The organism is Streptomyces chisholmiae (assembly GCF_031845445.1).
In the GTDB taxonomy this organism is placed as follows: Bacteria; Actinomycetota; Actinomycetes; order Streptomycetales; family Streptomycetaceae; genus Streptomyces; species Streptomyces chisholmiae.
The window spans coordinates 45,697-60,860 of sequence record NZ_JAVREO010000008.1 but is presented as its reverse complement, the minus strand read 5'-3'; the positions used below and the strand labels follow the sequence as shown (position 1 = coordinate 60,860).

General features: G+C 71.5%; 12 protein-coding genes. All 12 read right to left on the bottom strand.

Annotated elements, in window-relative coordinates; translation table 11 throughout:
* Window positions 1–4 precede the first annotated feature (4 nt).
* From nuoN to RM844_RS14980, 12 genes are read right to left on the bottom strand one after another with little or no spacing between them, the layout of a single operon-like run.
* A complete protein-coding gene (nuoN, locus tag RM844_RS15035; RefSeq protein WP_311667687.1) occupies window positions 5–1,609 on the bottom strand; it encodes an NADH-quinone oxidoreductase subunit NuoN in 1,605 nt (534 codons plus the stop codon).
* Window positions 1,606–3,222: an NADH-quinone oxidoreductase subunit M gene (locus tag RM844_RS15030; protein ID WP_311667686.1), complete on the bottom strand. Its 1,617-nt coding sequence runs from the start codon at window positions 3,220–3,222 to the stop codon at window positions 1,606–1,608. Before RM844_RS15030 ends, nuoN begins: the two co-directional genes overlap by 4 nt.
* Before the next feature lies 1 nt (window position 3,223).
* Complete coding sequence (nuoL, locus tag RM844_RS15025; protein WP_311667685.1) at window positions 3,224–5,119, bottom strand: NADH-quinone oxidoreductase subunit L; 1,896 nt, start codon at window positions 5,117–5,119, stop codon at window positions 3,224–3,226.
* Window positions 5,120–5,132: 13 nt separating this feature from the next.
* The gene (gene nuoK, locus RM844_RS15020) at window positions 5,133–5,432 is read right to left on the bottom strand and encodes an NADH-quinone oxidoreductase subunit NuoK (protein WP_311667684.1); all 300 of its coding nucleotides are present in this window, start codon (window positions 5,430–5,432) and stop codon (window positions 5,133–5,135) included.
* On the bottom strand, window positions 5,429–6,355 hold the full coding sequence (locus RM844_RS15015) for an NADH-quinone oxidoreductase subunit J (RefSeq protein WP_311667683.1): 927 nt from the start codon (window positions 6,353–6,355) through the stop codon (window positions 5,429–5,431). Before RM844_RS15015 ends, nuoK begins: the two co-directional genes overlap by 4 nt.
* Window positions 6,352–7,008 (bottom strand): NADH-quinone oxidoreductase subunit NuoI, encoded by a 657-nt coding sequence (gene nuoI / locus RM844_RS15010; RefSeq protein ID WP_311667682.1) that lies wholly within the window; start codon window positions 7,006–7,008, stop codon window positions 6,352–6,354. Before nuoI ends, RM844_RS15015 begins: the two co-directional genes overlap by 4 nt.
* Complete coding sequence (nuoH, locus tag RM844_RS15005) at window positions 7,001–8,389, bottom strand: NADH-quinone oxidoreductase subunit NuoH (RefSeq protein WP_311667681.1); 1,389 nt, start codon at window positions 8,387–8,389, stop codon at window positions 7,001–7,003. The genes nuoI and nuoH overlap by 8 nt, the downstream gene beginning before the upstream one ends.
* Window positions 8,389–10,917: an NADH-quinone oxidoreductase subunit G gene (locus RM844_RS15000; protein ID WP_311667680.1), complete on the bottom strand. Its 2,529-nt coding sequence runs from the start codon at window positions 10,915–10,917 to the stop codon at window positions 8,389–8,391. Before RM844_RS15000 ends, nuoH begins: the two co-directional genes overlap by 1 nt.
* Complete coding sequence (nuoF, locus tag RM844_RS14995) at window positions 10,914–12,272, bottom strand: NADH-quinone oxidoreductase subunit NuoF (protein ID WP_311667679.1); 1,359 nt, start codon at window positions 12,270–12,272, stop codon at window positions 10,914–10,916. The genes RM844_RS15000 and nuoF overlap by 4 nt, the downstream gene beginning before the upstream one ends.
* Window positions 12,272–13,120 carry an NADH-quinone oxidoreductase subunit NuoE gene (gene nuoE / locus RM844_RS14990; protein ID WP_311667678.1) on the bottom strand — a complete coding sequence of 283 codons (849 nt, stop codon included), beginning with the start codon at window positions 13,118–13,120 and terminating at the stop codon, window positions 12,272–12,274. Before nuoE ends, nuoF begins: the two co-directional genes overlap by 1 nt.
* Window positions 13,117–14,451: an NADH-quinone oxidoreductase subunit D gene (locus RM844_RS14985; RefSeq protein ID WP_394814518.1), complete on the bottom strand. Its 1,335-nt coding sequence runs from the start codon at window positions 14,449–14,451 to the stop codon at window positions 13,117–13,119. The genes nuoE and RM844_RS14985 overlap by 4 nt, the downstream gene beginning before the upstream one ends.
* Window positions 14,448–15,155 carry an NADH-quinone oxidoreductase subunit C gene (locus tag RM844_RS14980; protein ID WP_311667676.1) on the bottom strand — a complete coding sequence of 236 codons (708 nt, stop codon included), beginning with the start codon at window positions 15,153–15,155 and terminating at the stop codon, window positions 14,448–14,450. The genes RM844_RS14985 and RM844_RS14980 overlap by 4 nt, the downstream gene beginning before the upstream one ends.
* Between the last annotated feature and the right edge of the window lie 9 nt (window positions 15,156–15,164).

The window sequence follows — 15,164 nt, the reverse complement described above, 5'->3', positions numbered from 1 at the left end:
GCCGTCAGTGCACGAAGATCCCCGCCTGACCGGCCAGGTCGAGGAAGTACTGCGGGGCGACGCCCAGCACCACCGTGACCACGGCCGCCAGGCCGACCACCGTGCTGGTGAGCGGGCTGGGGATGACGACCGAAGGGCCGTCCGCCTTCGGCTCGCTGAAGAACATCAGCACGATCACCCGGACGTAGAAGAACGCGGCGATCGCCGAGGCCAGCACGCCGACCACCACCAGCCCCATGGCGCCCGAGTCGGCCGCCGCCCGGAACACCGCGAACTTGCCGGCGAAGCCGGAGGTCAGCGGAATGCCGGCGAAGGCCAGCAGGAACAGCGCGAAGACCGAGGCCAGCAGCGGCGAACGCCGGCCGAGCCCGGCCCACTTGGAGAGGTGGGTGGCCTCGCCTTCGGAGTCCCGCACCAGCGTCACCACGGCGAACGCGCCCAGCGTGACGAAGGAGTAGGCGCCCAGGTAGAACAGCACCGAGGAGACGCCGTCCTCCGAGATCGACACCACGCCGGCCAGGATGAACCCGGCGTGCGCGATGGACGAGTAGGCCAGCAGCCGCTTCACGTCGGTCTGGGTGATGGCGATCACCGCGCCGCCGATCATGGAGGCGATGGTCACGCCCCACAGCACCGGCTCCCAGTCCCAGCGCAGCCCCGGCAGCACCACGTACAGCAGCCGCAGCAGCGCGCCGAACGCGGCGACCTTGGTGGCCGCGGCCATGAAGCCGGTGACCGGGGTCGGCGCGCCCTGGTAGACGTCGGGCGTCCACATGTGGAACGGCACCGCGCCGACCTTGAAGAGCAGGCCCATCACCAGCAGGGCGCCACCGACCAGCAGCAGCGCGTCGTTGCCCATGGTGCCGGCCAGCCCGGGCTCGATGGCGCCCGGCTCCCCGCTGATCACGTCGGCGATCCCCGCGTAGGAGACGGTGCCGGCGTAGCCGTAGAGCAGCGCGATACCGAAGAGCAGGAACGCCGAGGCGAACGCGCCGAGCAGGAAGTACTTGACGGCCGCCTCCTGGGAGAGCAGCCGGCGCCGGCGGGCCAGCGCGCAGAGCAGGTACAGCGGCAGGGAGAGCACCTCAAGGGCGATGAAGAGCACCAACAGGTCGTTGGCCGCCGTGAAGAGCAGCATGCCGCCGATCGCGAAGAGCAGCAGCGGGAAGATCTCCGTGGTGGTGCGGCCGGCCCTGACCGCCTCCTGCTCGGCGGGGCCGCCCGGCACCGCCGCCGGCGCCGCGGCGAACGAGTCCACCGGGGTGCCGTGCATCGCCGGCTCCAGCCGGCGCTCGGCGAACAGGAACACGGAGACCAGGCCGACCAGCGTCAGCACACCCTGGAGGAACAGCGCCGGCCCGTCGACGGCCAGCGCCCCCATGCCGGCGACCTGCGCCTCGGTGGTGCCGCGCCCACTGGCCGCCAGCCCGACCACGGCGGCGAACGCGCCGGCCAACGCCGCGGTGGCGGTGGCCACTTCGGCGTAGTAGCGCTGCTTACGCGGCAGGAACGCCTCGATCAGCACGCCAAGGATGGCGGCGCCGAACACGATCAGGCTCGGCGAGAGCGCGACCCATTCGATGTCCGGGGCCTGCAACTCAGGGTTCACGGTGCGGCCTCCACTGCGGGCTGTTCAGGTTCTGGGTCGGTCTTGCCGACGTCCGAGAGCGTGTGCTCGACCGCCGGGTTGACGATGTCGGTGAGCGGCTGCGGATAGACGCCGAGGAAGATCAGCAGCGCGATCAGCGGCGCCACCACGGCCAGCTCCCGCACCCTGAGGTCGGGCAGCTTCTCCAGGCCCGGCTTCAACGGGCCGGTCATGGTGCGCTGGTAGAGGATCAGCACGTAGAGCGCCGCCAACACGATGCCGGCGCAGGCGATGATCCCGGCCACCTTGTACCGGCTGAAGGTGCCGACCAGCACCAGGAACTCGCTGACGAACGGGCCGAGTCCGGGCAGCGAGAGGGTGGCCAGGCCGCCGATCAGGAAGGTGCCGGCGAGCACCGGCGCGGTCTTCTGCACCCCGCCGTAGTCGCTGATCAGCCGGGAGCCGCGGCGGGTGATCAGGAAGCCGGCGACCAGCAGCAGCGCGGCCGTCGCGACGCCGTGGTTGACCATGTACAGCGTGGCGCCGCTCTGGCCCTGGCTGGTCATGGCGAAGATGCCCAACACGATGAAGCCGAAGTGGCTGATCGACGCGTAGGCGATCAGCCGCTTGATGTCCCGCTGCCCCAGCGCCAGCAGCGCCCCGTAGATGATGCTGACCAGGGCGAGGCCGAGCACCACCGGGGTGGCCCAGTCGCTGGCCTCGGGGAAGAGGCCCAGGCAGAAGCGGAGCATCGCGAAGGTGCCGACCTTGTCCACCACGGCGGTGATCAGCACGGCGACCGGCGCCGTCGACTCGCCCATCGCGTTGGGCAGCCAGGTGTGCAGCGGCCACAGCGGCGCCTTGATCGCGAAGGCGACGAAGAAGCCGAGGAAGAGCCAGCGCTCGGTGCCGGTACCGAAGTCCAGCTCGCCGGCGGCCCGCGCCTCCAGGATGGTCTGCAACGAGAAGGTGCCCTCGGGCAGCTGGTCGGCGGTGGCGACGTACAGCCCGATCACCGCGGCCAGCATCACCAGGCCACCGGCCAGGTTGTAGAGCAGGAACTTGACGGCGGCGTAACTGCGTTGCCTGGCCTGCCCCTCCTCCGTCTCCTGCTCCCCCGCGCGGTCCCCGAAGCCCCCGATGAGGAAGTACATCGGGATCAGCATGGCTTCGAAGAAGATGTAGAAGAGGAAGATGTCGGTCGCGGCGAACGACAGGATGACCATCGCCTCGACCATCAGGATCAACGCGAAGAAGCCCTGGGTGGGCCGCCAGCGCCGGGTGGCCGGGGCCTCTCCCTCCCTGGGGTCGGCGTCGTGCCAGCCGGCGCCGATCAGGAACGGGATGAGCAGGGCGGTCAGCGCGATCATCGCCACGCCGATGCCGTCCACGCCCAGCTCGTAGCGGACCCCGAAGTCCGCGATCCAGGACCTGGACTCGGTCAGCTGGAAGCGGTCGGCGCCCGAGCCGGTGTCGAAGCGCAGCAGCACCGCGGCCGCGAAGCCGGCGGTGGCCACCGAGAAGAACAGCGCCAGCCACTTGGCCAGGGTGCGCCGCGCCGCCGGCACGGCCGCGGTGGCGACGGCGCCGATGGCGGGCGTCAGGGCCGTCGCCGTCAGCAGGGGAAATGACATATCAGACCGCCCTCATCAGCAGGGTCGCGGCGATCAGCACTGCCGCACCGCCGAACATCGAGACCGCGTAGCTGCGGGCGAACCCGTTCTGGACCCGCCGCAGCCGGCCGGACAGCCCGCCGAAGGAGGCCGCCGTGCCGTTGACCACGCCGTCCACCAGCTTGTGGTCGAGGTAGACCAGGCCGCGGGTGAGGTAGTTGCCGGGCCGGACCAGCGCCGCGTGGTTGAAGTCGTCCTGGAGCAGGTCGCGTCGAGCGGCCCTGGTGATCCAGCGCCCGGCCGGGGCCACCACGGGCACCGGCCGCCGGCCGTACTGCCACCAGGCGCCCGCCACCCCGAGCAGCATCACGGCGGTGGCCGCGACGGCGACCATGCCGTGGCTGACCGGGGAGTCGCCGTGCTCAAGCCCGGTGACCGGCTCCAGCCAGTGCACGAAGGTCTCGCCCTGGTCGAAGAAGAAGCCGGCGCCGACCGAGCCGACGGCCAGCACCATCATCGGGATGGTCATCGACAGCGGCGACTCGTGCGGGTGCGGCTCGTGCCCCTGCGCGTCCGGCTGCCAACGCTTCTCGCCGAAGAACGTCAGCAGCATGATCCGGGTCATGTAGTAGGCGGTGAGCGCCGCGCCCAGCAGCATCACCCCGCCCAGGATCCAGCCCTCGGCGCCGCCCTTGCTGAACCCGGCGTAGATGATCTCGTCCTTCGAGAAGTACCCGGAGAGGTACGGGAAGCCGATGATCGCCAGGTAGGCGAGGCCGAACGTGACGAAGGTGACCGGCAGGTACTTCCGCAGGCCGCCGTAGCGGCGCATGTCCACCTCGTCGTTCATGCCGTGCATCACCGAGCCGGCGCCGAGGAAGAGGCCCGCCTTGAAGAAGCCGTGCGTGACCAGGTGCATGATGGCGAAGACGTAGCCGATCGGACCGAGCCCGGCGGCCAGCATCATGTAGCCGATCTGCGACATGGTCGAGCCGGCCAGCGCCTTCTTGATGTCGTCCTTGGCGCAACCGACGATCGCCCCGAAGAGCAGCGTCACCGCGCCGACCACGATCACCACGGTCTGGGCGTCCGGCGCGCCGTTGAAGATCGCCCCGGAGCGGGTGATCAGGTAGACGCCGGCGGTCACCATGGTGGCCGCGTGGATCAGCGCCGACACCGGGGTCGGGCCCTCCATCGCGTCGCCCAGCCAGGACTGGAGCGGCACCTGGGCCGACTTGCCGCAGGCCGCCAGCAGCAGCATCAGGCCGATCGCGGTGAGGGTGCCCTCGCCGGTCTCGCCCGCGCCGGCCAGCACCGGCTCGAAGGCGAAGCTGCCGAAGGTGGTGAACATCAGCAGGATGGCGATCGACAGGCCGACGTCGCCGACCCGGTTGACCACGAACGCCTTCTTGGCGGCGGTGGCCGCGCTCGGCTTGTGCTGCCAGAAGCCGATCAGCAGGAACGAGGCCAGGCCCACGCCCTCCCAGCCGACGTACAGCAGCAGGTAGTTGTCGGCCAGCACCAGCAGCAGCATGGCCGCCAGGAACAGGTTGAGGTACGCGAAGAAGCGGCGCCGCCGCTCGTCGTGCGCCATGTAGCCGATCGAGTAGAGGTGGATCAGCGTGCCCACACTCGTGATCAGCAGCACGAAGGTCATCGACAGCTGGTCCAGCTGGAACGCGACGTCCGCCTGGAAGTCGGCCACCGGGATCCAGCTGAACAGGTGCTGGTGCAGGGTGCGGTCGTCGCCGTCCCGGCCCAGCATGTCGAAGAACAGCACGACGGCGAGGACAGCGGAGACCGCCGCGAGGGCGGTCGCCAGCCAGTGGCCCGTCCGGTCCAGGCGGCGTCCGCCCACCAGGAGCAGGGCGGCGCCGAGCAGTGGCGCGCCGACGAGCAGTCCGATCATTGACTCCACTGGTCCTGTCCCCTTACAGCTTCATCAGACTGGCGTCGTCAACCGAGGCCGAGTGCCGGGAGCGGTAGACGGTGACGATGATCGCCAGCCCGACCACCACCTCGGCCGCCGCCACCACCATCACGAAGAACGCGAGGATCTGGCCGTCGAGGTTGCCGTGCATCCGGGAGAAGGTGACCAGCGCCAGGTTGGCCGCGTTGAGCATCAACTCCACGCACATGAACACCACGATCGCGTTCCGCCGCAGCAGCACGCCGCAGGCGCCCAGGGTGAAGAGCAGGGCGGAAAGGTAGAGGTAGTTCTCCGGGCTCACTTCCTGGCCTCCTCGGCGTCCCTGGCGGCGCCGTCCGCCGCGTCGGCGGAGGCGGCGTCGTCGGCGGCGGCGTCGTTCCGCGCCGCGGGGACGGCACCGCCCTGGGCGGCCGGCGTTTCGGGGCGCCCGTGGTGGCGGTTGGTGCGCTGCTCCAGCGCGCGGACGGCGGCGACCGCCTCCTGGTGCACCTCGCGCACCTGGCCGCGGGCCCGCAGCGTCGCGTTGACGGTCAGCTCGGACGGGGTGCCGTCGGGCAGCAGCCCGGGCAGGTCCACCGCGTTGTGCCGGGCGTAGACGCCGGGCGCGGGCAGCGGCGGCACGTGCTTGCCCTCGCGGACCCGGGCCTCGGCCTGCTCGCGCTGCGTCTTGGCGCGCTCCAGCCGCTCCCGGTGGGTCAGCAGGGTGGCGCCGACGGCCGCGATGGTCAGCAGCACGCCGGTCACCTCGAAGGCCACCACGTACCGGGTGAACAGCAGCGAGGCCAGGCCCTGCACGTTGCCGCCCGAGTTGGCGTCGGCCAGCCCGGTGAACGAGCCGGTCGTTGCCTGCCCGATGCCGGAGACCAGCAGCAGGCCGAGGCCCAGGCCGCAGCCGGCGGCCAGCCAGCGTTGGCCCTTGAGCGTCTCCCGCAGCGAGTCCGTCGAGCTGACGCCGACCAGCATCAGCACGAAGAGGAAGAGCATCATCACGGCGCCGGTGTAGACGACGATCTGCACCATGCCGAGGAAGTAGGCGCCGTTGGCCAGGTAGAAGAGCGCCAGGATCACCATCGTGCCGGCCAGGCAGAGCGCCGAGTAGACCGCCCGCCGCATCAGCACGGTGCCCAGGCCGCCGAGCAGCGCCACCGGGCCCAGGATCCAGAACTGGGCCGCCTCGCCACCGGACGTGGAGGTCTCGGCGGCCAGCGAGACGAGACCGCTCATGACCGCACCTCCGAGGAGACGCCGGCCCCGTCGGCACCGGCCGCCGGGTCGGTCAGCCGGGACGCGGCGGCCAGGGCGTCGTCCGCCGCCTGCCCCTCGGGCGTCTCGCCCTTGGAGTAGGCGACCTGGCGGACGGTGTCCGGCGCCGCGCCGGTGACCTCGCCGCGGTAGTAGGACTGCTCGTCGGTGCCCGGGTACATCGCGTGCGGGGCCTCGACCATGCCGTCCCGCAGGCCGGCCAGCAGCTCCTCCTTGGTGTAGATCAGGGAGGCGCGGGTGCGGTCCGCCAGCTCGTACTCGTTGGTCATGGTGAGCGCGCGCGTCGGGCAGGCCTCCACGCACAGCCCGCACAGGATGCAGCGCAGGTAGTTGATCTGGTAGACGCGGCCGTAGCGCTCGCCCGGGGAGTAGCGCTCCTCCTCGGTGTTGTCCGCGCCCTCCACGTAGATCGCGTCGGCGGGACAGGCCCAGGCGCACAGCTCGCAGCCGATGCACTTCTCCAGGCCGTCCGGGTGTCGGTTGAGCTGGTGGCGGCCGTGGAAACGGGGCGCGGTCGGCTTCTTCTCCTCCGGGTACTGCTCGGTCAGCCGCTTCTTGAACATGGCCTTGAAGGTCACGCCGAAGCCGGCCACCGGATTGTGGAACTCAGGCATCGTCGCCCTCCTTTCCTTCGGTCGTGAGGGCCGCCGCCGGCTCTTCGGCGGCGTCACCGTTCCCCTCGCGTGGGGCCCTGGACGGTCGGCGGGGCACCGGTGGCAGGGTCTGCCCCGGCAGCGGTGGTACGGGATAGCCGCCGGCCATCGGGTCGAACGCGGCCTCCGGCTCGTCCGCCCTGGCCGCCTCGTCCCGTTGGTCGGAGCGGTCCCGGAGGAAGTCCACGACCAGCGAGATCACCAGCAGCACCAGCACGCCGCCGGCCACCCACAGCACGATGTCCTGGAAGTCGTAGCCCTCGTTCTGCATCGCGCGCACCGTGGCGACCAGCATCAGCCAGACCAGGGCGATCGGGATCAGCACCTTCCAGCCCAGCACCATGAACTGGTCGTAGCGCACCCGGGGCAGCGAGGCCCGGATCCAGATGAAGAAGAAGATCACCGCGACCAGCTTCACGGTGAACCAGAGCATCGGCCACCAGCCGGAGTTGGCGCCCTCCCAGAAGCTGAGCGGCGCCGGCGCCCGCCAGCCGCCGAGGAAGAGCGTCACCATCAGGGCGGAGACGGTGACCGTGTGGATGTACTCGGACATCATGAAGAAGGCGAACTTGATGGACGAGTACTCGGTGAGATACCCGCCGACCAGGTCGCCCTCGGACTCCGGCATGTCGAACGGCGGGCGGTGCGCCTCGCCGACCATGGCGATCATGTAGATCAGGAACGACACCGGCAGCAGCACCATGAACCACCGCTCCTCCTGCGCGGCGACGATGCCCGAGGTGGACATGGAGCCGGAGTAGAGGAAGACGGCGGCGAAGCTGAGGCCCATGGCGACCTCGTAGGAGATGATCTGCGCCGTGGCCCGCACCCCGCCGAGCAGCGGGTAGGTGGAGCCGGACGACCAGCCGGCCAGCACCGTGCCGTAGACCGCGATGGCCGCGGTGGCCAGCACGTAGAGCATGGCGACCGGCAGGTCGGTGAGCTGGAGCACCGTCTCGGTGCCGAAGATGCTCACCGGGTCGTCGGCCGGGCCGAACGGGATGACCGCGATGGCCATCAGCGCCGGGATGGTGGCCAGCATCGGCGCGATCACGTAGAGCACCTTGTCGGAGCCCTTGACGACGATGTCCTCTTTGAACATCAGCTTGATGCCGTCGGCCAGCGACTGGAGCATGCCCCAGGGCCCGGCCCGGTTGGGGCCGATGCGCAGCTGCATCCAGCCGAGCACCTTGCGCTCCATCACGATGCTGATGAGCACGACACCCAACAGGAACGCGAAACAGAAGACGGCCTTGAGCAGGATCAGCCAGAACGGGTCCCCGCCGAACATCGAGAGGTCCCTCTCGTCGGCGAGGCCCTGCGCCAGGTCCTGTGCCCGCATCACGCGTTCACCTCCTCGGTGGCCGGGGAAGCGGCCTCGGAACGGGCGGCGATCCGGACCAGCTCACCGGGCCGCGCGCCCAGGTCCTGGTAGACGCCGCCGCCAACGGAGTTGAGCGGCAACCAGACCACCCGGTCCGGCAGCTCGTCGGCCACCCGCAGCGGCAGGGTGACCGTGCCGGCCGGGCCGGTGACGGTCAGCTGGTCGCCGGCGGTGAGGCCGGCCTCCTCGGCGGTGGCCGGCGAGAGCCGGGCGAGCGCCGCGTGCCGGGTGGCCGCCAGCGCCTCGTCGCCCTGCTGCAACAGGCCCTGGTCGAGCAGCAGTCGGTGCCCGGCCAGCACGGCCTCGCCGGGCGCCGGGCTGGGCAGCTCGGCCGGGGTGGCCGTGGGGCCGAGCGGCAGGGCGCCCCGCCACTCCCCCAGACCGTCCAACTCGGCGCGCAGCGTGGGCAGGTCGGGCAGGCCCAGGTGCACGTCCAGGGCGTCGGCCAGCATCTGGAGCGCGCGGGCGTCCGACTGGGTCTGCCGCCTGGTCATCTGGTCCGGCTTGATGGCCGCGGTGAACGGCCTGGCCCGGCCCTCCCAGTTGAGGAAGGTGCCGTCCTTCTCCACCACGGCGGAGACCGGCAGCACCACGTCGGCCCGCTCCGTCACCTCCGACGGGCGCAGCTCAAGGGAGAGCAGGAAGCCCCGCTCGGCCACCGTGTCCAGCGCGGCGCGGGCCGCCGCCGGGTCCGGCAGGTCGGCCACCTCGACGCCGGCCACCACCAGCGCGGTCAACGCGCCGTCGGCGGCGGCCCGGAGGATGCCGGCGGTGTCCCGGCCGGCGGCCTCGGGCAGCGCCCGGACGCCCCAGGCGGCGGCGATCTCGGCGCGCGCCTCCGGGTCGGACTCGGGCCGGCCGCCGGGCAGCAGCCCGGGCAGCGCGCCGGCCTCGATGGCGCCCCGCTCGCCGGCGCGGCGCGGGATCCACACCAGGCCGGCGCCGGTCGCGGCGGCGGCGGCCACCGCCGCCGTGTACCCGCCGGAGATGCCGGCCAGCCGCTCGCCGACCACGATCAGCGCGCCGGACTCGCGCAGCGCCTCGGCGGCCCGCCGGCCGTCGGCGCCGAGCGAGGGGTCGGCGGAGGCCAGCGCGTCCAGCCAGTCCGGCTCGGTGCCGGGGGCGGCCGGCAGCAGCGTGCCGTTGGTCTTGGCCAGGCCGCGGCTGAGGTGGCTGGCGACGGAGAAGATCCGCTGGCCGCGCTTGCGGTTGGCCTTGCGCAGCCGCAGGAAGACGCCGGGCGCCTCCTCCTCGGCCTCGAAGCCGACCAGCAGCACGGCCGGCGCGGCCTCCAGGGTGGCGTAGTCGGTGCCGCCGCCGTCGAGGTCCCGGCCCCGGCCGGCGATCTGGCTGGCCAGGAACGCGGCCTCCTCGGCGCTGTGCGCGCGGGCCCGGAAGTCGATGTCGTTGGTGCCGAGGGCGACCCGGGCGAACTTGGCGTACGCGTAGGTGTCCTCGACGGTGAGCCGGCCGCCGGTCAGCACGCCGGCCCGGCCGCGGGCGGCGGCCAGCCCGGCCGCGGCGGCGCGCAGCGCCTCGGGCCAGCTGGCCGGGGCGAGTCGGCCGGTCTCGGGGTCCCGCACGAGCGGGGTGGTGAGCCGGTCGGGGCGCTGCGCGTAGCGGAACCCGAAGCGGCCCTTGTCGCAGATCCACTCCTCGTTGACCTCGGGGTCGGTGGCGGCCAGCCGGCGCATCACCTTGCCCCGCCGGTGGTCGGTGCGGGTGGCGCAGCCGCCGGCGCAGTGCTCGCAGACGCTGGGCGAGGAGACCAGGTCGAACGGGCGGGAGCGGAACCGGTAGGCGGCCGAGGTGAGGGCGCCGACCGGGCAGATCTGGATGGTGTTGCCGGAGAAGTAGGACTCCAGCGGGTCGCCCTCGCCGGTACCGACCTGCTGGAGCGCGCCGCGTTCCAGCAGCTCGATCATCGGGTCGCCGGCCACCTGGTTGGAGAACCGGGTGCAGCGGGCGCAGAGCACGCAGCGCTCGCGGTCCAGCAGCACCTGCGCGGAGATCGGCACCGGCTTGGCGAAGGTCCGCTTGGTGCCGTGGAAGCGGGTCTCGGCGTCGCCGGTGGACATCGCCTGGTTCTGCAGGGGGCACTCGCCGCCCTTGTCGCAGACCGGGCAGTCCAGCGGGTGGTTGATGAGCAGCAGCTCCATCACGCCGCGCTGCGCCTTCTCGGCCACCTGCGAGGTGAGGTGGGTGCGGACCACCATGCCCTCGGTGCAGGTGATGGTGCACGAGGCCATCGGCTTGCGCTGGCCCTCCACCTCGACGATGCACTGCCGGCAGGCGCCGGCCGGGTCGAGGAGCGGGTGGTCGCAGAACCGGGGGATCTCGATGCCGAGTTGCTCGGCGGCGCGGATCACCAGCGTGCCCTTGGGCACGGAGATCTCGATGCCGTCGATGGTCAGCGTGACCAGGTCGGCCTGGGGCGGCCTGGCTGCCTGCCCACCACCGTTCTTGGCGTCGGTGGTGACCGTCATGCGTTCACCTCCTGGTGGGTTGCGCTGTCCGACCAGGCGGTGGACTTGGCGGGGTCGAAGGGGCAGCCGCGCTGGGTGATGTGCTGTTCGTACTCCGCGCGGAAGTGTTGGAGAGAGGACACGATCGGGGCGGCCGCGCCGTCGCCGAGGGCGCAGAACGACTTGCCGTTGATGTTGTCGGCGATGTCCGCGATCTTGTCCAGGTCGCTGAGCGCGGCCTTGCCGGCCTCGATGTCCCGCATCAGCTGGACCAGCCAGTAGGTGCCCTCCCGGCAGGGGGTGCACTTGCCGCAGGACTCGTGGGCGTAGAACTCGATCCAGCGGGTGACGGCGCGGACCACGCAGGTGGTCTCGTCGAAGCACTGGAGCGCCTTGGTGCCGAGCATGGAGCCGGCGGCGCCGACGCCCTCGTAGTCCAGCGGGACGTCGAGGTGTTCCTCGGTCAGCAGCGGGGTCGACGAGCCGCCCGGGGTCCAGAACTTCAGCCGGTGTCCCGGGCGCATCCCGCCGCCGAGGGCGAGCAGTTCGCGCAGCGTGATGCCGAGCGGGGCCTCGTACTGGCCGGGGCGGGCGACGTGGCCGGAGAGCGAGTAGAGGGTGAAGCCGGGGGACTTCTCGCTGCCCATCGACCGGAACCAGTCCTTGCCCTGGTCGAAGATGGCGGGAACCGAGGCGATGGACTCGACGTTGTTCACCACAGTGGGGCAGGCGTAGAGGCCGGCCACGGCGGGGAACGGCGGGCGCAGCCTGGGCTGCCCGCGCCGGCCCTCCAGGGAGTCCAGCAGGGCGGTCTCCTCGCCGCAGATGTAGGCGCCGGCCCCGGCGTGCACGGTGATCTCCAGGTCACCGCCGGCGCCGAGCGCCCCCTTGCCGAGGTACCCGGCGGCGTACGCCTCGGCCACGGCGGCGTGCAGCCGGCGCAGCACGGGCACGACCTCGCCGCGCAGGTAGATGAAGGCATGGTGGGAGCGGATCGCGTGACAGGCGATGATGATGCCCTCGATGAGGGAGTGCGGGTTGGCGTAGAGCAGCGGGATGTCCTTGCAGGTGCCCGGCTCCGACTCGTCCGCGTTGACCACCAGGTAGTGCGGCTTGTTGTCGCCCTGCGGGATGAACTGCCACTTCATCCCGGTGGGGAAGCCGGCGCCGCCGCGTCCGCGCAGCCCGGCCTCCTTCACGTAGGCGATGACGTCGTCGGGCGCCAGCTGCAGGGCCTTGGCGAGGCCCCGGTAGCCGCCGTGCTCCCGGTAGACGTCGAGGGTCCAGGACTCCGGCTGGTCCCAGAAGGCCGAGAGCACCGGCGAGAGCAGCTTCTGCGGGCTCGTCTGGTTGACGTCGTCGGCGGTCACGGTCATCACTCACCCTCCTCGGCGGTGGGGCCGGCGGGGTGCGCCGGGTCCGAGGCCGAAGTCTGCTGCGGGGCGTCATGGGAGCTGGGGTGGCCGGCCGGGGTCTCCTGGTCGGGCACCTCGGGGTCCCGGGGCGAGACGACCACGGCGGGGCCGGTCTCGCCCTTGGCGAGGCGGAGGCCGGCGAGCGAGGCCGGGCCGGCGCTGCCGCCGCTGGCCACGGCGTCGGGCCGCTCGTCGGGGAAGCCGGCGAGGATGCGGGCGGTCTGCTTGAAGTCGCAGAGCGGGGCGCCCCGGGTGGGGGCGACCTGCTCGCCGGCGCGCAGCCGGTCGACGAGCCGCTTGGCCGACTCGACGGTCTGGTTGTCGAAGAACTCCCAGTTGATCATCAGGACCGGGGCGAAGTCACAGGCCGCGTTGCACTCGATGTGCTCCAGGGTGACCTTGCCGTCCTCGGTGGTCTCGCCGTTGCCGACGCCCAGGTGTTCCTGGAGGGCGGCGAAGATGGCGTCGCCGCCGAGCACGGCGCACAGCGTGTTGGTGCAGACGCCGACCTGGTAGTCGCCGGACGGCCGGCGCCGGTACATCGTGTAGAAGGTGGCGACGGCGGTCACCTCGGCGGTGGTCAGCCCGAGCGTCTCGGCGCAGAACCGCATGCCGGTGGGCGTGACGTAGCCCTCCTCTGACTGCACCAGGTGCAGCAGCGGGAGCAGCGCGGAGCGGCTGTCCGGGTAGCGGGCGACGACCTCCCTGGCGTCGGCCGCCAGCCGGTCGCGCACCTCGGCCGGGTACTCGGGCGCGGGGAGTTGGGGCATGCCCAGCGGTACCCCACGGCCCTCAGCGGTGGCGGTCATCGGTCAACGCCTCCCATCACGGGGTCGAGGGACGCCACCGCGACGATGACGTCGGCGATCATGCCGCCCTCGCACATCGCCGCCATGGACTGCAGGTTGGTGAAGGACGGGTCGCGGAAGTGCACCCGGTAGGGGCGGGTGCCGCCGTCGCTGACCATGTGCACGCCCAGCTCGCCCTTGGCGGACTCGACCGCCGTGTAGACCTGGCCGGGTGGGACCCGGAAGCCCTCGGTGACCAGCTTGAAGTGGTGGATCAGGGCCTCCATGGAGGTGCCCATGATGTTCTTGATGTGGTCCAGCGAGTTGCCGAGACCGTCCGGGCCGAGGGCCAGTTGGGCCGGCCAGGCGATCTTCTTGTCGGCCACCATCACCGGGCCGGGCTCCAGCCGCTCGACGCACTGCTCGATGATCCGCAGCGACTGCCGCATCTCCTCAAGCCGCAGCAGGAAGCGGCCGTAGGAGTCGCAGGTGTCGGTGGTGGGGACCTCGAAGTCGTAGTTCTCGTAGCCGCAGTACGGGTCGGACTTGCGCAGGTCGTGCGGCAGGCCGGCGGAGCGCAGCACGGGGCCGGTGGCGCCGAGCGCCAGCGCGCCGGCCAGGTCGAGGTAGCCGACGTCCTTCAGCCGGGCCTTGAAGACCGGGTTGCCGGTGCAGAGCTTGTCGTACTCGGGGAGGTTCTTCCGCATCGCCTTGACGAACTCGCGCAGCGCGTCGATGGCGCCGGGCGGCAGGTCCTGGGCGAGGCCGCCGGGGCGGATGAAGGCGTGGTTCATCCGCAGGCCGGTGATCAGCTCGAAGACGTCCAGGCAGAGTTCGCGGTCCCGGAAGCCGTAGATCATCACCGTGGTGGCGCCCAGCTCCATGCCGCCGGTGGCGATGGCGACGAAGTGCGAGGAGAGGCGGTTCAGCTCCATCAGGAGCACCCGGATGACGCTGGCCCGGTCCGGCACCTGGTCGGTGATGCCGAGCAGCTTCTCCACGCCGAGGCAGTACGCCGTCTCGTTGAAGAACGGCGTCAGGTAGTCCATCCGCGTGACGAAGGTGGGTCCCTGGGCCCAGGTGCGGTACTCCAGGTTCTTCTCGATCCCGGTGTGCAGGTACCCGATGCCGGCCCGCGCCTCGGTGACGGTCTCGCCGTCGATCTCCAGGATCAGCCGCAGCACGCCGTGTGTGGACGGGTGCTGGGGACCCATGTTGACGACGATCCGCTCGTCGTCGGCCGACTCGACGGCGGCGGCGAACTCGTCCCAGTCCCCGCCGGTGACGGTGTAGACCGTGCCTTCCGTGGTCTCCCTGGCCTCGGCGGGCCGGGTGGCGTGTGTGGTCATCAGCTGTACGACCTCCGCTGGTCGGGTGCCGGGATCTGGGCGCCCTTGTACTCGACGGGGATGCCGCCGAGCGGGTAGTCCTTGCGCTGCGGGAAGCCCTGCCAGTCGTCGGGCATCATGATCCGGGTGAGCGCGGGGTGTCCGTCGAAGATGAGCCCGAAGAAGTCGTAGGCCTCGCGCTCGTGCCAGTCGTTGGTCGGGTAGGTCTCCACGACCGACGGCAGGTGCGGGTCGCTCTCCGGCACGCTGACCTCCAGCCGGATCAGCCGACCGTGGGTCAACGACCGCAGGTGGTAGACCGCGTGCAGCTCGCGGCCCGTGTCGCTGGGGTTGTGCACGCCGCTGACCCCGGTGCACAGCTCGAAGCGGAGCGCCGGGTCGTCGCGGAGGGTGCGGCAGACCATCGGGAGCCGCTCGCGGGCGATGTGGAAGGTCAGCTCGTCGCGGTCGACCACCGTCTTCTCGATGGCGGTCGCCGGGTCGATCCCCTGCTCCTCCAGTGCGCCCTCCAGCTCGTCGGCGACCTCGTCGAAGTAGCCGCCGTAGGGGCGCTGGCTGGCGCCCGGCATCCGGACGACCCGCTCCAGGCCGCCGTAACCGGTGGTGTCGCCGCCGTTGTTGGCGCCGAACATGCCGCGCCGGCGGGCGATGGGCTCGCCCTCGCCGCGCGCCGCGGGGACGCCGCTTGTGTTCGTGTTCTCGTTCACGTGTCCCTC